The organism is Microbacterium sp. CBA3102, from assembly GCF_007954505.1.
GTDB classification, from domain to species: domain Bacteria; phylum Actinomycetota; class Actinomycetes; order Actinomycetales; family Microbacteriaceae; genus Microbacterium; species Microbacterium aurugineum.
Genome location: NZ_CP042412.1, coordinates 3,809,968 through 3,827,722 on the forward strand (window position 1 = coordinate 3,809,968; position 17,755 = coordinate 3,827,722).

General features: G+C 68.0%; 18 protein-coding genes and 1 tRNA gene. 12 read left to right on the top strand and 7 right to left on the bottom strand.

Features of this window, described 5'->3' with window-relative positions; genetic code table 11:
- Position 1: 1 nt before the first annotated feature.
- Positions 2-913, bottom strand: coding sequence for a DMT family transporter (locus tag FGL91_RS18330; RefSeq protein ID WP_153244791.1), 912 nt, complete (start codon positions 911-913; stop codon positions 2-4).
- Positions 914-1,019: 106 nt separating this feature from the next.
- Here FGL91_RS18330 and FGL91_RS18335 point away from each other — a divergent pair, with 106 nt between their 5' ends.
- The 7 genes from FGL91_RS18335 (at position 1,020) to FGL91_RS18365 (ending at position 6,927) form a co-directional block, all read left to right on the top strand.
- Entirely contained in the window at positions 1,020-1,652 is a 633-nt protein-coding gene (locus tag FGL91_RS18335) for an SOS response-associated peptidase family protein (protein WP_134351919.1), read from the top strand.
- Between the two features lie 79 nt (positions 1,653-1,731).
- The gene (locus FGL91_RS18340; protein WP_153244572.1) at positions 1,732-2,703 is read left to right on the top strand and encodes a metalloregulator ArsR/SmtB family transcription factor; all 972 of its coding nucleotides are present in this window, start codon (positions 1,732-1,734) and stop codon (positions 2,701-2,703) included.
- A 25-nt stretch (positions 2,704-2,728) separates the two neighbouring features.
- Positions 2,729-3,139 carry an arsenate reductase ArsC gene (locus FGL91_RS18345; RefSeq protein WP_131491488.1) on the top strand — a complete coding sequence of 137 codons (411 nt, stop codon included), beginning with the start codon at positions 2,729-2,731 and terminating at the stop codon, positions 3,137-3,139.
- A gap of 105 nt (positions 3,140-3,244) precedes the next feature.
- The gene (locus FGL91_RS18350) at positions 3,245-4,156 is read left to right on the top strand and encodes an ABC transporter ATP-binding protein (RefSeq protein WP_131491487.1); all 912 of its coding nucleotides are present in this window, start codon (positions 3,245-3,247) and stop codon (positions 4,154-4,156) included.
- Positions 4,153-4,968, top strand: coding sequence for an integral membrane transport protein (locus FGL91_RS18355; RefSeq protein WP_047521499.1), 816 nt, complete (start codon positions 4,153-4,155; stop codon positions 4,966-4,968). The genes FGL91_RS18350 and FGL91_RS18355 overlap by 4 nt, the downstream gene beginning before the upstream one ends.
- Positions 4,969-4,978: 10 nt before the next feature.
- Entirely contained in the window at positions 4,979-6,253 is a 1,275-nt protein-coding gene (locus tag FGL91_RS18360; RefSeq protein ID WP_153244573.1) for a sensor histidine kinase, read from the top strand.
- A complete protein-coding gene (locus FGL91_RS18365; protein ID WP_131491484.1) occupies positions 6,250-6,927 on the top strand; it encodes a response regulator transcription factor in 678 nt (225 codons plus the stop codon). Before FGL91_RS18360 ends, FGL91_RS18365 begins: the two co-directional genes overlap by 4 nt.
- Before the next feature lie 10 nt (positions 6,928-6,937).
- On the opposite strand, the gene FGL91_RS18370 is transcribed toward FGL91_RS18365, so the two are convergent.
- Positions 6,938-7,891 (bottom strand): aldo/keto reductase, encoded by a 954-nt coding sequence (locus tag FGL91_RS18370; protein ID WP_131491483.1) that lies wholly within the window; start codon positions 7,889-7,891, stop codon positions 6,938-6,940.
- Entirely contained in the window at positions 7,872-8,747 is an 876-nt protein-coding gene (ppk2, locus tag FGL91_RS18375) for a polyphosphate kinase 2 (protein ID WP_131491482.1), read from the bottom strand. The genes FGL91_RS18370 and ppk2 overlap by 20 nt, the downstream gene beginning before the upstream one ends.
- 225 nt (positions 8,748-8,972) lie before the next feature.
- Here ppk2 and FGL91_RS18380 point away from each other — a divergent pair, with 225 nt between their 5' ends.
- The 3 genes from FGL91_RS18380 (at position 8,973) to FGL91_RS18390 (ending at position 10,630) form a co-directional block, all read left to right on the top strand.
- Positions 8,973-9,287, top strand: coding sequence for a hypothetical protein (locus tag FGL91_RS18380; RefSeq protein WP_047521504.1), 315 nt, complete (start codon positions 8,973-8,975; stop codon positions 9,285-9,287).
- 4 nt (positions 9,288-9,291) lie between these two features.
- Complete coding sequence (locus FGL91_RS18385; RefSeq protein ID WP_153244574.1) at positions 9,292-9,915, top strand: hypothetical protein; 624 nt, start codon at positions 9,292-9,294, stop codon at positions 9,913-9,915.
- An 85-nt stretch (positions 9,916-10,000) separates the two neighbouring features.
- On the top strand, positions 10,001-10,630 hold the full coding sequence (locus tag FGL91_RS18390) for a hypothetical protein (RefSeq protein ID WP_153244575.1): 630 nt from the start codon (positions 10,001-10,003) through the stop codon (positions 10,628-10,630).
- Positions 10,631-10,671: 41 nt separating this feature from the next.
- Here the strand turns inward: FGL91_RS18390 and FGL91_RS18395 are convergent, their stop codons facing one another.
- The 3 genes from FGL91_RS18395 to FGL91_RS18405 all read right to left on the bottom strand — a co-directional run bounded on the left by FGL91_RS18395 (position 10,672) and on the right by FGL91_RS18405 (position 14,222).
- A complete protein-coding gene (locus tag FGL91_RS18395) occupies positions 10,672-12,909 on the bottom strand; it encodes an arylsulfatase (RefSeq protein ID WP_153244576.1) in 2,238 nt (745 codons plus the stop codon).
- A 261-nt stretch (positions 12,910-13,170) separates the two neighbouring features.
- Positions 13,171-13,243 (bottom strand) — tRNA-Thr (locus tag FGL91_RS18400).
- Between the two features lie 40 nt (positions 13,244-13,283).
- Complete coding sequence (locus FGL91_RS18405; RefSeq protein WP_153244577.1) at positions 13,284-14,222, bottom strand: DsbA family protein; 939 nt, start codon at positions 14,220-14,222, stop codon at positions 13,284-13,286.
- Positions 14,223-14,455: 233 nt separating this feature from the next.
- Here FGL91_RS18405 and FGL91_RS18410 point away from each other — a divergent pair, with 233 nt between their 5' ends.
- Both FGL91_RS18410 and FGL91_RS18415 read left to right on the top strand, forming a co-directional pair.
- Positions 14,456-15,559 carry an ABC transporter ATP-binding protein gene (locus tag FGL91_RS18410; RefSeq protein ID WP_047521512.1) on the top strand — a complete coding sequence of 368 codons (1,104 nt, stop codon included), beginning with the start codon at positions 14,456-14,458 and terminating at the stop codon, positions 15,557-15,559.
- A 90-nt stretch (positions 15,560-15,649) separates the two neighbouring features.
- Positions 15,650-16,954, top strand: a complete 1,305-nt coding sequence (locus FGL91_RS18415; RefSeq protein WP_153244578.1) for a DUF4032 domain-containing protein — start codon at positions 15,650-15,652, stop codon at positions 16,952-16,954.
- Positions 16,955-17,089: 135 nt separating this feature from the next.
- On the opposite strand, the gene FGL91_RS18420 is transcribed toward FGL91_RS18415, so the two are convergent.
- Positions 17,090-17,731, bottom strand: coding sequence for an NAD(P)-dependent oxidoreductase (locus FGL91_RS18420; protein ID WP_153244579.1), 642 nt, complete (start codon positions 17,729-17,731; stop codon positions 17,090-17,092).
- Positions 17,732-17,755: the final 24 nt, after the last annotated feature.

Sequence of the window (17,755 nt, forward strand, 5' to 3'; positions counted from 1 at the left end):
GTCAGCGGCGCCACAGCCGCGGGACCGCGACGAGCACCGATGCGACCGCGACGGTGACCATCGCGATGACCTGCCAGAGGGCGGGCCCTGCCGCAGCCGGCCAGATCAGGTCGATGACGACCGAGGTCAGAAGCTGCCCGAGCACGGACCCCAGCCCCATCAGGAGCACTCCGGTGTGCCCGACGATGAACGCCCCGAGGAGGATGTAGCCGGCGCCGAGGAACCCGCCCAGATACAGCCACGGCTCCGTGGGGAGGGCATCGGGCAGCCCCCGGAACGCGATGCTGGCTCCGGCCGCGAGCATCAGCACGACCGTTCCCGTGATGAAACTCATCAGGGTCGCCGCGAGCGGCGAGCGCACGCGCTGGGCGAGGCGTCCGTTGGTGGCCGCCTGCCATGCGATGCCCACGCCCGCGGCGAACGGCAGCAGCAGCATCCACAGCGGAGCGGCCGCGAGCACGTCCCCGGACAGGGAGATTCCGACGGCGGCGAGCGCGAGCACCCCACCGGCGACGCGCCCCGGCGTGATCGCCACGACACCGGCCGGCCCGAAGCCGATCCGATCGAGCACGAGTCCGTGCAGTGTCTGGCCCGCGACGACGCCGACGCTGAACAGGGAGACCCCCAGCACGCCGGCCGTCAGCCCCTGCGTCGAAACCGTGAGCGCTCCGCACGCGCCGCCCAGCAGCATCCAGAACGGGATGGTGTTCTCACGGATCCCGCGCCACAGACGCCCGACACCACGGCGGGCCGACGGGATGCAGGAGATCACCGCGACGAGGGCCAGCAGGCCCACCGAGAACGAAAGCAGTCCCGCGACGATGCCGTCATCGACGCGCACCCCGAGCACACCGTTGATCCGCGCCTGTACGGCTGTCATGACCCCGATCGCGACAGCTCCGCCGAGTGCCAGCGGAGCGGGGAGGCGGCGGGGTTCTGGCACCCATCGACCCTACCCGAGCACGCCCGCCTCGCCCGGTCGCCAGCGCGATGTCGGAGCCCGGGTCTACGCTGACGGCATGTGCGCAAGCTATGGCCTCGATCCCCGGTTCACCGACGACGCCTATCGGGATGCGCTCGATGCCGACGTCCTCGAAGGGCTCCGCTCGTGGGCAGCGGGCAACGACGGCGAGATTCTGCGCCCCACGGGAAAGAACCTGCGCAACCTGAACCCGATCATCACCGACCCCTCCACTGTGCAGCTTGCCTGGTGGGGGTATCTGGTCAACGGTGCGCCCGCGAGCTTCGCGTCGATCAACACCCGATCGGAACGACTCGCCACTGCCAAGGGAGCACTCCCCGATCGCGCGATCGTGCCGGTCTCGTTCTGGCGAGAGATGGCCAAGCCGTCCCGCATCTGGCACCACTTCACCGCGCCCGATGACGGTCTCCTCGGGCTGGCAGCGGTCACTCGGCCCGGACGCACCGCCGACGGTGTCGACTACACCTGCTACAGCATCGTGATGCAGCCCGCTGCGGGGCATCTGGCGCACATCCACGACCGGATGCCCTTGCTCATCAATCCGGGTTTCGCCGAAGAATGGCTCACGACGCCGAACGCACCCGGGGAGTTGATCAACGCGGCCGTCGCGGCTGCCGCTCCGATCAATGACCGGATCCGTGTGGAACCGGCCGACGGGCGATCCTCGTGATCTGAACACCACGGTGACGAACAGGTGAACTCTTCCGGCACCGGTTGCGCATGATATCGACAGGCGTCAATATAGACACATGTCGATTCAAGAAGGCCCCGTCGCCACCCACGCCATCGGGCGGGAAACAGCCTCTTCCGTTGCCGCGACGTTGAAGGCTCTGTCGGATCCGCTGCGGCTGCGGATGCTGTCGGCCATCGCGTCCGACCCGCGCGGGGAGTCGTGTGTCTGCGATCTCGCCGAGCTCGCAGAGGTCTCGCAACCGACGGTTTCTCACCACCTCAAGGTGCTCAAGGACGTCGATGTCCTCACCTCCGAGCGGCGAGGAACCTGGGTCTGGTATCGGATCACCCCGAACCGCCGCAGCGCGGTCACAGCTCTGCTGGAGTCGTTCGCGCCCGCGACGCTCGCACCCGGGGGTGTCACCGGCGACCACGATCACCCGCGACCGGACTTCGACGCCCGCGTGACCCGTCTCGCGGACGAGCTCGCGGCGGAAATCCCCGACCTCGACCCCGACGTGGTGCTCACCATCGTCCGAGAGTCGTACACCGCGCTCGCGCGCACCGCCAGGGTCACTTCCGCCCTCGTTCCTCTGACCGAGCGCTTCGCGCGTCAGCGACTCGCGGACCTCACTCGTGACCGCGATGCGTCCGTCCCCCAGGTGCTCTTCGTCTGCGTCGCCAACGCCGGACGCTCGCAGCTCGCCGCCGCGCTCGTCAACACGCTCGCCGCCGGCAAGGTCGTCGCACGCTCGGCAGGATCCGCTCCCGCGGACATCGTCCACCCGCACGTCCGCTCGATCCTCGCCGAGATCGAAGGCGACCGGGCTGACGAGCGCTTCCCGAAGCCGCTCACCGACGACGCCGTCCGCGCCGCCGACGTCGTCATCACGATGGGCTGTGGCGACGTCTGCCCGATCATCCCCGGTGTGCGCTACGACGACTGGGCCGTCGGTGATCCCGCCCTCGCGTCGCGGGAGGGCGTCGAAGCCATCCGCGACGACATCGCCGCCCGCGTGCGCGCGCTCGTCGACGATCTTCTCTCTTGACCACACTCTCGCACCAGGAGCAACCATGACTGACACGACCACCGCCAAGCCCTCCGTCCTCTTCGTCTGCGTGCACAACGCCGGACGCTCGCAGATGGCCGCCGGGTTCCTCCGCGACATCGCCGGCGACCGCATCGAGGTCCGCTCCGCCGGCTCCATGCCCGCCGACCAGATCAACCCGACCGCGGTCGAGGCGATGCAGGAACTCGGCATCGACATCACCGCCGAGCAGCCCAAGGTACTGACGACCGAGGCCGTACAGGCGTCCGACGTCGTGATCACGATGGGGTGCGGCGACGCCTGCCCGTTCTTCCCCGGCAAGCGCTACGAGGACTGGAAGCTCGACGACCCGGCGGGCCAGGGCATCGATGCTGTCCGTCCGATCCGCGACGACATCCGCGCGCGCATCGAGCAGCTGGTGAACGAACTGGTCTAGGCGAGGCCCGCGCCCGGGATGTCCTCCGCGGGGAGGACGTCCGGAGCAGAAGACGGTACCTGGGGCGGATGCGGAGTCCGGAGGATGCTCCGTAGCGTGGATGACATGATCACAGCAGAAGGCCTCACGAAGAGGTTCGGAGACAAGACCGCCGTCGACGACGTGTCGTTCACCGTCAAGCCGGGCAGTGTCACCGGGTTCCTCGGACCGAACGGCGCGGGCAAGTCCACCACCATGCGGATGATCGTCGGGCTGGATCGCCCGACCTCCGGCCGCGCAGCCGTCGCCGGTCGTGAGTACCGCAAGCTGCGCGCTCCCCTCACCGAGGTCGGCGTGCTGCTCGACGCGAAGGCCGTGCACACCGGCCGCACCGCGCGCAATCACCTTCGCGCGATGGCGGCGACCCACGGCATCTCCTCCTCGCGGGTGGACGAGGTGATCGACCTCGCGGGCATCGGCTCCGTCGCCCGCAAGCGGGCGGGCAAGTTCTCCCTCGGGATGGGACAGCGCCTCGGCATCGCCTCGGCGCTGCTCGGCGACCCGCACACGCTGATCCTCGACGAGCCCGTCAACGGCCTCGACCCGGAGGGTGTCCGCTGGGTGCGCCAGTTCGTCCGGCATGCAGCTTCCGAAGGGCGCACCGTGCTGCTCTCGAGTCACTTGATGAGCGAGATGGCGCAGACGGCGGATCACGTCATCGTCATGGGTCGCGGTCGGGTGCTCGCGGATGCGGCCCTCGCCGACCTCGTGCGTTCCTGGACCAGGAACACCGTGCGGGTTCGCACGCCCCGACCGGCTGACCTGGCCGCGGCCGTGGGCGGCCCGGATGTGGAGATCGTGAGCTCCGCTCCTGATCTGCTCGACATCGTGGGACTGCCCGCCGCACGCATCGGCGACCTGGCCGCCGATCGTGGCATCCCGCTGCATGAACTCACCCCCACCACCGGTTCGCTCGAAGACGCGTACCTCGCCCTCACCGGCGACTCCGTCGAGTACCGCACCAAGGAGATCTCATGACCACGACACAGGCACCCGCTCCCACGCGGCCGCGCGTCGACACCGGTCGGCGCCTGACGTTCGTACGCGCGCTGCGCGGCGAGTGGATCAAGCTCGCCACCCTGCGCTCCACCTGGTGGTCCATCGGGATCGCCGCGGCTCTCACCATCGGGATCGCCGTGCTCATCGCACAGGCGGTCGACATGCCGGGCTTCGAGCCGATCCAGGCCGTCATCATGCCGATCCAGTTCACCATGCTGCTCGCCGGCATCATCGGCGCGATCTCGGTCACCGGGGAGTACTCCACCGGCATGATCCGCTCGACCCTGACGGCCAACCCGATCCGCGGATCCGTGCTGGCGGCGAAGTCGATCGTGCTCGCCGTATTCCTGTTCCTGTCGTCGCTGATCATCTTCGCCCTCGCGGCCGCCGCGGTCTCTCTCGTCGTGGCACCGCGCGACCAGAGCATCGATTGGTCAGACCCATCGATGTCGCTGCTCCCGATCGTCGTGGCCTCGCTCTCGATGGCGGTCTTCGCCCTGATCGGTGTGTCGTTCGGATTCATCCTGCGCTCCGGCGCGGGTGCAATCGCCGCGACCGTCGGTGTGCTGTTCGTACTGCCGATCGTGGCGAGCTTCTTCACCTTCGCCGGCGAGACCTGGGCATGGCTCGTCGATGCCGCGAACTACCTCCCGGTGGCAGCCGCGCAGAGCGCCATCCTGCCCAGTGATGGCGCCCCGCTCGATACTCCTGTGGCCTTCCTGACGCTGGCCTGCTGGGTCGCCGGCGGCGCCCTCGTGGCCTGGGCGGTTCTGCGCACCCGCGACGCGTAGAGTCGGGTCCGTGAGGAGAACGCGAAGCCGCAGCGACTCGGTCCGTGAGGACGAGGAGCTGCGGCTTCCGCGTGCGCCCGGGCTCTTCCGGCGCTTCTGGGCGCGGCACCCGGTGCTCGCCGATGTGCTGCTCGCGCTTCTCTGTCTCCTCCTCTCGCTCGTCCCCGCCGGGCGACTCCTGGACGATTCGATCCCCGAGGCGACCGCCATCGCGATCAACATCGCCACGCTGTCGATGGTGGTCCTCGCCTGCAGCACCCTGCTCTGGCGGCGCCGGGCGCCGCTGGCCCCCTTCGTCGCGTCGGTGGTCCTGGGCACCGTGGGCCTGTTCACGGGGTTGTCCGGCGGGCTGATCCTTCTGCTCGTCGCCTGCTACGGTCTGGCGGTCTACCGCTCCTCCCGCGCCGCCTGGACCTGGTACGGAATCGGCGCCGCGTGGTTCGTCGGCCTCACCACTCTGCTCATGCTCTCGGGCGGGGTCGTGCTCCAGAGCGGGATCGACACCGCCCTCAGCTACATCGTGCTCGGCTTGATCGGCACGCTCATCGGCGTCAACGTCGGAGGACGCAAGCGCTACCTCTCCGCCGTCATCGATCGCTCCCGACAGCTCCTCGTCGAACGCGACCAGCAGGCCAAGTTGGCGGCCGCCTCCGAGCGCGCACGCATCGCACGCGAGATGCATGACATCGTGTCGCATTCGCTGACCGTGATCGTGGCGCTCTCCGAGGGCGGCGCGGCGACGTCGGACCGCGAGCAGGCGCGCAAGGCCGCGCTCTCGACGGCGGACACCGCTCGTGCCGCGCTCACCGAGATGCGGTCGATGTTGGGCGTCCTGCGTGGCGACGATTCACCGCTGCCTCTCGCGCCGCTGCATCCGGTACCGCCCCGGGACACCGTCGAAGCCGCGCAACGCGCCGGCTTTCCGGCCACGCTCACCGTGGTGGGGCAGCCCGATGTCTCCCCCGCGGTCGCACACGCGATCGGTCGCATCGTCCAGGAGGGCGTGACCAACGCGATGCGCCATGCACCGACCGCGTCGGCGATCACCGTACGCCTGGACTACGCACCGGAGACGGCGACGATCGAGATCGTGAACGACGGCGTCACGGGCGAGGTCGGAACCGCCGGTTTCGGTGTCCGCGGACTGTCCGAACGTGCGGCCCACGTGCACGGCACGCTGCAATCGGGGCCGGCCGGTGAAGGACGGTGGGTGCTGCAGGCCGTGCTACCGACAGGAGGAAGCGCTCCCGGCGCCGGGAGCGAGTCGATGGAGGGCGACAGATGACAGACGCGATCAGAGTGCTCCTGGTGGACGATCAGGAGCTCATCCGAGTCGGGTTCCGCATGGTTCTCGAAGCCGAGGGCGACATCGTCGTGGTCGGTGAGGCCGCCGACGGGAGAGCCGCGATCATGCAGAGCAGGAGCCTCGCCCCCGACCTCGTGCTGATGGACATCCGCATGCCGGAACTGGATGGCATCGCGGCCACCGAGACGATCGTGCGCGAACATCCGCAGACGAAAGTGCTCGTGCTGACCACCTTCGACCTCGACGAATACGCCTTCGGCGCCATCCGCGCGGGCGCGAGCGGCTTCCTGCTGAAGGATGCGCAGCGACAGGAGATGATCTCTGCCGTGCGCGCCGTGCACCGCGGAGATGCCGCCCTCTCACCGCGCGTCACACGGATGCTGCTCGAGCACGTGACGCCGCACCTGGGCCCCTCCGCGACCCCGGCGCCCGACGCGGCGGAGAGCGCCGCGCTCGCCTCCTTGACCGAACGAGAGCGCGATGTGTTCCTGGCGATCGGACGCGGCCTCACCAATGCCGAGATCGCCCAGACGCTCTACGTGGGCGAGTCCACCGTGAAGACGCATGTGGGCCGGGTACTGACCAAGCTCGCCGCCCGCGACCGCATCCACGCGGTGATCCTGGCCCACCGACTCGGCCTCGTCGGCGACTAGCCGCCTCGCATCACGCCTGGGCGGGACTCCACTCCGAGACCTGATCGAGCACGGCCACCTCTTCCGGGGAGAGTTCGAGGCGTGCTCCCGCGAGCAGGTCCGGCACCTGCTCGACCGAGCGGGCGCTGGCGATCGGTGCGACGACGGTGGGCTGCGCACGCAACCAGGCGAGCGAGGTCGCCGCGATCGACTCGCCGTGGGCATCGCCGATCTCCTCCAGCGCGTCGATGATCCGCAGGCCGGCCTCGGTGGCGTACTTCGCGGCGCCCTGTGCGCGCGGAGAGGCCTGGCCCGCGGCATCCGTCGAACGGTATTTGCCGGTGAGGAATCCGCTCGCGAGAGAGTAGTAGGGGACGAGCCCGAGCCCGAACTCCTCGGCGACCGGGATGATCGCCTCCTCGACCTCGTTGCGGTGCACGAGGTTGTAGTGCGGCTGCACGGCGACCGGCACGGCCGCTCCGGTGCGTCGGGCGATCTCGATCCATTCCCGGATCCGATCGGCTGAGTAGTTCGAGACGGCGACGTGCCGCACCAGGCCATCCGCGACGAGCTGGCCGAACGCGGCGACGGTCTCCTCCAGCGGGACGGTCTCGTCATCGAAGTGCGCGTAATACAGATCGAGCTCGTCGACGCCCAGGCGCATCAGCGATGCCTCGGCCGCCTTGCGGATGTTGCCCGCGGACAGCCCTCGGAACTGCGGGTGCTGGCTGACCTTGGTCGCGACGACGATACCGGCGGGCTTGCGGGAGGCCAACCATTCGCCGACGATGGTCTCGCTCTCCCCGCCCTCGTTGCCCGCCACCCAGGAGCTGTAGGAGTCGGCGGTGTCGATGAAGTCGCCGCCCCCGTCCACGAAGGCGTCGAGCACCGCGAAGGAGGTGTCGCGGTCGGCCGTCCAGCCGAACACATTGCCGCCGAGCGAGAGCGGGAGCACGTCAAGATCACTACTGCCGATACGAGTCATGTCGGTCATAACCGCCCGCGGTGCCTTGCGCATTCCCGCTCGCCTCCTCCTCGAGCCGGACCTGCGACGGGCGCCCGACGAGACGCGGATCGGGAGCATGAGCGATCAGGGGGTCCTTGCCGGGGTAGTCGAATCGGGCGAGAACGCATCTCATGGCCTCGAGCCGCGCTCGCTTCTTGTCGTCCGAGGCGATGACGATCCACGGGGCGGCCGATGTGTCGGTGTGGATGAACATCGCCTCCTCTGCCGCCGTGTAGTCCGCCCACCGATCGACGCCGGCGAGATCCGTCGGACTCAGCTTCCACTGTGCAACCGGATCTGCGCTGCGTCGCTGGAACCGCCGCCTCTGCTCCGTCTCACCGACGGAGAACCAGAGCTTGACGAGACGGATGCCCGATCCCACGAGCATCCGCTCGAACGAGGGAGCCGTCTGCAGGAACTCCTCGTAGTCGGCGGACGAGCAGTAGCCCATCACCCGCTCGACACCGGCACGGTTGTACCAGGAGCGGTCCATCAGCACGATCTCCCCACCGGACGGCAGGTGTGCGACATAGCGCTGGAAGTACCACTGGGTACGCTCGGCATCCGTGGGCTTGTCGAGAGCGACGACCCGCGCCCCGCGCGGATTGAGGTGTTCCATGAAGCGCGTGATCGCCCCTCCCTTGCCTGCCGCGTCCCGCCCTTCGAACAGGACGAGCACACGTTCGGAAGCGCTCTTGACATGGGATTGGAGTTTGAGGAGTTCGATCTGGAGCAGTCGCTTTTCCCGTTCGTATGCCGCCGCGGAGAGCTTCTCGGTGGGCGGATCGCCGTGCTGCCCCTCCGTCGCGACCGCGGCCACGTCCGATGCGCCCATGAGGTACGTCCCTTCCCGACCGGCCGATCCGAGCGCACCGCGCCTCACCGCGGCGCAGGTGGCCGGACCGGGGAGGCGGCCACCTGCGCCGTCTCCCCCGGTACGACTCCATCGGGCACCGGAGGATCGGCGTGGGTAACATATCACCCACTAAGGTGATATGTCAGGATACGAGATCACGCCGCGAAATCGGCGAAAGGCGCGAATCGCGACTATCGTGCGGGGATGGGAACGATCCAGTACGGCAACGGCGAAGAGATCCACATCGAGGACCGCGCGCTCGCCCATCTGAAGGTGGTCATCGCGACCAAGCTCCGCCGCAACGAGAGCTTCACCCTGTCCTGGCGTCATCCCGATGGCGAACCCGCCGGACGCTCGACGATCTGGCTGCACCCGTCCATTCCGCTGCGTTTCACCTTCGAGGCACCCGAGGCACCGCAGCTGAATCCGACCTGGATCCAGAACCTGATGCACTCCGCGAGCTCGACGGGCGGAATCAGCCTCGTCGACGAGGTGCTCGACGTGCCGCAAGAGGCGTGACACCGTGGCACCGCGCGAAGAGCACGTCGACGGCCTCCCCACGGGGGATCCTGCGACCAGGGAGCGACACGGCGAGGTGAGACGGCGCTCGCTCCTGGCTGGTGCGGCATGGTCGGTTCCCGTGATCGCTGCGGCTGTCGCGACACCGCTCGCCGCCGCATCGGGGGGTGCGCGTGGGCGGTTCGTGATCGAGTCGATGTTGGGCGGCACCTGGATCGATCCCGAGTACTACGGGGCATCGATCCAGCTGCGCAACGACGACACACAGGCCGTCTCGCTGCCTGTCGAGCCGATCACCAGCGGCGTCGTCGTGGTGACGTTCGCCTCGATCGATGTCGGCGCCGTGGCACCCGCCATCATCGCGAACGCCGGCGGCGGCAGCCCCGTCGTGGGTGCGCTGCCGGCGACCGACCCGACGTGGACGGCCGGAGGCGCGGTCGACAACGGCGACGGCACAGTGTCCTACACACTCGTCTTCGCAGGGTCGGTGGCCGGTCAGGGCGTGACCCACGTCACCTTCGGCATCCTCGGCTCGAGCCCGCTGCATTCAGGCATCACCGTGGAGGTCCGAGCCACAGGCGACCCGACGGACGGGACGACGAGCTCTCGCACGGTGACCCTGTTCTGAGTGCCATCGGGTGAGTGTGCCGCCGGTCACCCCGTCCGGGTGAGAAGAACGGCAGCGCCCGCGTCGAGGGCCGCAGAATCGGCTCATGCACAGAGGCGCCTCGGATGAGCCCACCCCCACGACACGTGTTCTGGACATCGTCACGGTCGTCCTGCTCTCGGTGACCGCGGTCGTGACGGCGTGGTGCGGCTTCGAGGCCTCGAAGTGGGGCGGCGAGATGTCCATCGCGTTCAGCCAGGCCTCCAGCGCTCGCGTTCAAGCGGCTTCCGCCCAGTCCACCGCCCAAGCTGCGCGACAGTACGACCTCACGCTGTACACGGAATGGGTTCTCGCGGAAGCCGACGGGCGGGACGATCTGGTGAGCTTCGTCGAGGAACGCTTCACCGAGGAGTTCGCGTTGGCTTTCGACGCATGGACCGCAGAGGGGCGCGCCGCGCGCGGGCCGTTCGTGATGGAGGAATACGTGCCGCCCGGCACACGGGAAGCCGAGCAGTTGAGCGCGCGAGCGGATGCGAAGTTCGACGAAGCGCTCACCAACAATCAGCGCGGCGACAACTACTCCCTGCTCACCGTGCTGTTCGCGCTCGTCCTGTTCTTCGCCGCGATCTCTCAGCACCAGGCGGTCCCCTGGCGACGCCGGGTGTTCCTCGGCCTGAGCGGCGTCATCGTGCTGTGCGGACTCGCCCTGTTGATCACGTTCCCGATCAAGATCTGACCCGGGTGGACGCCACCCCGACCAGAACCCCGCCGCCGCCATCAGAGATAGGCGATGTGCACGTCGTCGATGAGGCCGTCGAAAGGAAACGGCATCCGATCCGCATACCGACGTGAGACGGGGCCGCCGTATGCGCGCCCGATGTCGAGGCAGTCGTTCGCACTGAACAGCAAGGGCGCGCTGACCGGCACCACCCCGGACGCCACCTCGACGCCGTCGGCCCGGAGCACGACCTTCAGCGGACCGCCTGGTCGACGTTCCACATAGTCCGTCACCACTTCGATCACCGACTCCCCTGGGGCGAGAGGCGACTCTGTCGCGATGGTGGTTCGTTGGATGAGGAAGAGGTTGTACTCATAGGTGAGGACACCGTCATCGAGGAAGCACGTCAGCCCGCCTCCCGAGCCCCCGAGCTTGTACAGAACCCCGTTCGCCCGCTCCGGAAGGGTGACGCCCAACCGGACCACGTTCGGCTTGTTACTGAGAGCGGGAGCGCAGAACTCCGGAATGCGGAACGTGTCGCCCGTGAAACTCCACTCCGTGTACGGCGGCGCGATGCGCTGTTCCGGATGGAGGGCGACGACCCACAGCCCGCCCCCGACGGGCAGCACCTTGTTCTTGGCCGCTTCCATGGCGAAGAGTTCTTTGAGCTGTGCGAGCTTCTCCGGGTGCTCCGACGCCACGTCGTGGGCCTGGCTCCAGTCGTTCTCGAGATCGTAGAGCTCCCACAGGTCCTCATCCGGGGTCCAGGTCCGGATACCCGCAGGCAGGCCTTGCACCCAGGGCAGACGCGGCCCGATCGCGGAGGCCATCCACCCATCCGAGTAGATGGATCTGCTCCCCATGATCTCGAAGTACTGCGTGTGCCGGCGTCCTTCCGCCTCCGCATCGGCGAGCGAGTACGCGAAGCTGACGCCGTCGAGGGGCTCCTGGGGGATCCCGTTCACCACGTCGGGTTCGCTGATTCCGAGGATGTCGTAGATCGTCGGCACGACGTCGATGACGTGGTGGAACTGAGTACGCGGAGTCGCATCGGGCTGGAGCCGCGCGGGCCACTTCACGATGAGCGGGTTCCGAGTGCCCCCGAGGTGCGATGCCAGAAGCTTCATCCCTTGGTAGGGAGTGGAACCCGCCCAGGCCCAGCCTGCGTGATACTGGTTGTCGGTCGCGGGCGTGCCGATCGCGTCCAGTCCTCCGAGCTCTTCGAGTGCGGCGATGTGCTCGGAGACGTTGCTCGGGATGCCGTTCTGCGCGAGCAGCTCACTGATGGTGCCGTTCTGCCCCTCGCCGGACGAGCCGTTGTCGCCCCACAGGTAGAGGACGATGGTGTTCTCTCCGTAGCCGAGTCGTTCCACCTCGTCGATGACCCTGCCCGCCTGCACGTCGACGTGCTCGGCGAAACCGGCTGCGACCTCCATCAGACGACGTTGGAATGGCTTCTCGTCATCGGGAATGTCATCCCATGCGGCCATTTCGGGATGGCGGGGAGTGAGCTCGGCATCGGCGGGAATCCACCCTGCGCTCTTGGCCCGTTCATGGACGCGCTCACGGTACGCATCCCACCCGTCGTCGAACTTGCCCTTGTACTTGTCGGCCCAGTCCTTGGTGACGTGATGGGGACCGTGGATCGCTCCGCTCGCCCAATACATCAGGAACGGCTTCTCGGGCGCGAGCGCCTTGTGCGCGCGGAGCCAGCCGATGGCATCATCGGCGATGTCCTCGCTCAGGTGATAGCCCTCCTCCGGCGTCTTCGGCGGCAGCACGACCGTCGTGTTGCGCACCAAGTTCGGTTCATACTGCGACGCCTCCCCCGCGAGGAAGCCGTAGAAGTACTCGAACCCGTATCCGGTGGGCCACCTGTCGAACGGACCGGCAGCGGTGGTCTCCTCCGCGGGAGTGTTGTGCCATTTCCCCCACGCCGCGGTGGAGTAGCCGTAGTTGCGAAGCACCTCCGCGACGGTCGCCGTGCTCTTCGGAATGTGGCCGGAGTAGCCGTCCCAGTCGTTCGCCAGCTCGGCGATCTGGCCGTTCCCCACCCGATGGTGGTTTCGCCCTGTCAACAACGCCGCCCTCGTGGGCGAGCACATCGCCGTCGTGTGGAACCTGTTGTAGCCGACTCCCTCGTCACGCAGCCGGTCGAAAGTCGGCGTGCTCACCTCGCCGCCGAGCGACGTCGGCAATGCGGGGCCTGCATCATCGATCAGAACGATCAGGATGTTCGGCGCGTCCGAGGGAAGATGCGACTCGACAGGCTTCGGGGAATACGTCGATTCCTGCATGATGCGCCCCGCGACGCTTCCCGATGGCGGCGGCGGAAAGGGCAGCACCCTCGCAGGCGGCAACGGTGCCGAACGAATCGGCCGAACTCCTTCGGATCCAGCAACCATCGACTTCTCCGAACTCCCGCCAGAGACGAAGGTCGGATCGATCCGAGCACCGCGCACTGGATGGCGCTCAAAGTAGCGCATCGCCCCCTCGGCGACAAGACCTCGTCGTGTCGACGAGGGGCCTCCCATCGGGGCTTTTCACTGCGTGTGCTGAGCCGACTACGGGACTCGAACCCGTAACCCCCGTATTACAAGTACGGTGCGCTACCAATTGCGCCAAGTCGGCGGATGCCATCAGCTTAGCGATGACATCGACCCCCTCCGAATCAGGGGGCGGGTGTGGAGGTCGGTGTCGGGGTCGGCGTTTCGCGCGACGCGTCGCTGGCGACGCTGAGGACGAACTGCGAGAATTCGGCGGGATCGTCCATGGCGCCGACGTAGGCCTCGCCGTTCGCCACGATCATCGGGGTCGCGGTCAGCACCAGGTCATCGGAACCGGCGAGCGGGCCGTCCAGTGCCCGGGTCGTGGCTTCCTTGGCCCAGCTGACGAAGTCGCCGTCCTCGATGCACGAGCGGACGGCCTTGCCGTTGTCGACGCCGACGGCGAGAGCAAGATTCGCGAGATCTTCGTCGGAGAGACCATCGCTGCCGACCTCGGGCTGATCGTCGAGCAGCTCGTGGTTGAACGCGTAGAACTGCTCGGGCGAATGCGTGGCGACGCACGCCGCGGCCGCAGCCGAACGCAGCGAGAACTTGGTGCCGTTCGAGCTCGCGGTGAGCAGGGCCACCGGGTGGTAGCTGACGGTGACCGCGCCTTCCTTGATCCATCCGGCGAGCTGGCGGGCGTTGGCACGCTCGAACATTCCGGCGTCGGGCGAGAGGTAGTCGACGTAGACGTGGATGTCGACCTTCTCGGACGCCGTCGGCTCCGGCGTCGGAGATTCGGAAGCGCCCGCGTCGCTCGGCTCGGGCGTGGGGGTCGTGGGTACCGCAGCGGATCCGGCGAAGGCCTCGACGTCGGTGACGACGACGCCGTCCGATTCCATGCCGGTCGGCGTGAGCCGCGGCTTGGACACCTGCGACGACACCGCCAGCGTCACCGCCGTGCCGATCGCGCCCACCGCGACCAGCGCCACAGCGCTGATGATGATCCGTCGCATGAGGCGCGCCCGCGACTGCTGGGCGTGCACTCTCTGAGCCTTCTCCCGCACGACCTCGCGGGAATTGCGTGGCGTGGGGACGTTCGGCGTTTCGTCGCTCGACATCGTTCCTCTTGTAAGTCTCCAGGGGGGTCCGGGTTGGCCCCGACCGCCGCTCGGCGACGATCGCCGCAGCGCGCGGCCGAGTTCGATGCTAGCGATTCAGGCTGAGAAATACCCAGGTACCCCGGTTCGTGCCATACTGATTCCGACCCAGAGTCGGGTCACGGCGGGTTCACTCCGCCGCTTCATCACTACGGATCGTCCGGCACGTACCTGCCGGTGAAGGAGAAACAACGATGGCATCTGTGACTTTCGACGAGGCCACCCGCCTGTACCCCGGCGGAACCCGTCCCGCTGTCGACAAGCTGAACCTCGAGGTCGGTGACGGCGAATTCCTCGTCCTCGTCGGTCCTTCCGGGTGCGGTAAGTCGACCTCCCTCCGCATGCTGGCCGGCCTCGAAGAGGTCAACGCCGGCCGCATCCTCATCGGCGACCGCGACGTGACCGACGTCCCGCCGAAGGACCGCGACATCGCGATGGTCTTCCAGAACTACGCGCTCTACCCGCACATGACGGTCGCCGAGAACATGGGCTTCGCCCTGAAGATCGCGGGCGTCGGCAAGGAAGAGCGTGCGGCCCGCGTACTCGAAGCCGCCAAGCTGCTCGACCTCGAGCCCTACCTGACCCGCAAGCCGAAGGCCCTCTCGGGTGGTCAGCGTCAGCGTGTCGCCATGGGACGCGCCATCGTGCGTCAGCCCCAGGTGTTCCTCATGGACGAGCCGCTGTCGAACCTCGACGCCAAGCTCCGCGTGCAGACGCGTACGCAGATCGCCTCGCTGCAGCGCCGTCTCGGTGTCACCACGGTCTACGTCACCCACGACCAGACCGAGGCTCTGACCATGGGCGACCGCATCGCGGTCCTCAAGGACGGCCTCCTCCAGCAGGTGGGCTCCCCGCGCGACCTGTACGAGAAGCCGAACAACGTCTTCGTGGCCGGCTTCATCGGTTCGCCCGCGATGAACCTGTTCGCTGCTGACCTCGCCGACGGCGGCATCCGCTTCGGGTCGGAGATCGTCCCGCTCGATCGCGACACGGTCGGCCGCGCCAACGGCAGCCAGGTCACGGTCGGTGTGCGCCCCGAGGACATCACGGTCGGACCGGCCGACGGCAAGGGTCTTCCCGTCGTCGTCGACCTGGTCGAAGAGCTCGGCGCCGACGGCTACCTCTACGGCCACACCGAGATCAACGGCAAGCGCAGCGACATCGTCGCCCGTGTCGACGGCCGCAACCACCCGAACGCCGGCGAGACGGTCACGCTCGCGGCGAACCCGGGCCACGTGCACGCGTTCGACATCGAGTCCGGCGACCGCCTGAACGACAAGCCGGTCGTCTCCGTCTGATCGGATCCACAGACGCGGCGCAGGCTGACTTCGGTCGCCTGCGCCGCGTCTCTTTCTGTCTCCGTCGTCACCCCGCGTTCAGGGAGCACCATGCACGATTCACTGCGGATCACCGCGAGCAAGATCGATCCGGGTCTCCTGGCCCTCCCCTGGTCCACCACGCTCGCGAAGTGGCCCTCGGAGTACATCGTGTCGCTCCCGAAGGGTCTTTCCCGCCATCTCGTGCGCTTCGCCGACCTCTCCGGCCGCGTCATCGCGGTGAAGGAGACCACGGCCGAGATGGCCCAACGCGAATACGAGATGCTGGGCAACCTCGCTCGGCTCGATGTCCCCTGCGTCGACCGCGTCGCCGTGATCGCCGGACGTACGGATGCCGACGGGGAGCCGCTGCCGGCAGCCCTCGTGACAGCGCATCTGCGCTTCTCCATGCCCTATCGCGCGCTGTTCACCCGCGTCCTCCGTCCGGATACGGCCACCCGGCTCGTGGACGCCTTGGCGCTCCTCCTGGTGCGCCTGCACAACGTCGGCTTCTACTGGGGCGATGTCTCCCTGTCGAACACGCTGTTCCGTCGCGACGCCGGAGCCTTCGCGGCGTATCTGGTCGACGCCGAGACCGGGGAACTGCACGAGGAGGGGCTGACCGACGGCCAACGTGCCTACGACCTCGACCTCGCCCGCACGAACATCGCCGGGGAGATCATGGACCTCGCCGCCGGGGGCCGCCTGGAGCACGGTGTGGATGCCATCGCGATCGCCGACGGCATCGTGTCCTCGTATCGGTCCCTGTGGGCGGAGCTGACCGCCCAGGAGTCGTTCTCGGCCGCAGAGACGTGGCGCATCACGGAACGCGTCGAGCGGCTCAACGCTCTGGGCTTCGACATCGACGAGATGTCCATGTCGACGACGGCGGATGGCACGGTCGTCGAGATCCAACCGAAGGTGGTGGACGCCGGTCACCATCAGCGCCGCCTGATCCGCCTGACGGGGCTCGACGTCGAAGAGAACCAGGCCCGGCGCCTGCTCAACGACCTCGACGAGTTCCGCGCCCGTTCGACGAAGCAGTGGTCCGACGAGGAGATGTACGCGCACGAGTGGCTCACGCGGGTCTTCGAGCCCGTCGTCCGCGCGATCCCGTACGAACTGCGCGCCAAACTCGAGCCCGCGGAGGTGTTCCACCAGGTACTGGAGCACCGGTGGTACCTGTCACAGGCGCAGGGGCGTTCCGTGCCCCTCGCGGAGGTCCTGACGAGCTACATCAACGAGGTGTTGCGCCACCGCCGTGACGAGGCCACCATCATGGGTCCACCCACCGAGACGATGAGCCTGCCCGTCATCACCGGGGTGACTCCCGTCACCGACGACGACGAGGACATCGACTGGCGGGACCTGGTCTGAGCGGCGGACCTGGTCTGAGCGCCGAAACCCCTCTTCATCGTCGATACCTCCGGTGAACGGTGCCGGAGCCCGGGGGTTTCGACACGGCAGGGGGGCGTCGACCGCCCGAGACGTGGTCGCGCCCGATACGCGCGGTCAGTAGCCGACCGTGAAGCGCTCGCGGTGGTGATTCCCCTGTTCGATCTCGTCGACCACGGCCATCGCGAAGTCCGCACCGGAGATGAACGACTTCCCCTCGGCATCGCGGACGATCACGTCACCGCCGTCGCGGTAGTGTCCGGTGCGCTCACCATCGGCCCAGGGACCGAAGACCTCTGCGGGGTGGATGAAGAACCAGTCGAGATCCTCATCCGTGCTCTCCAGGAGCGCGAGGGAATCGATGCCGACCTGCGCTTCGTGCTTGTACTCCTCGGGGAAGTCCTGATCGAACAGACGCGGTCCGCCCGGAGCGACGAGGCTGCCACCTGCTCCTCCGACCACACCGAGACGCGTCGGCGTACCGGCGAGCTGAGAGACGACATTGGTCAACGCCTCCAACGCCCGATCGGCCATGTCCCCGCGCGGTGAGAGCGCCGAGACGACGGCGTCCGCACCGACGAAGGCGTCCGCGAGCGACGCCGGCTCCAGCGCCGAGCCCTGCACGTAGGCTGCGCCCGCTACCGGATCAGTCGCCTCCGAGCGCGAGATCGCGATCACGGCATGTCCTCGACTCACCGCCTCGGCGACGATATGACGACCGGCGTACCCGGTTCCTCCGAGGACGATGATGCGAGCCATGGTGGACCTCTCTCTGGGCGTGCG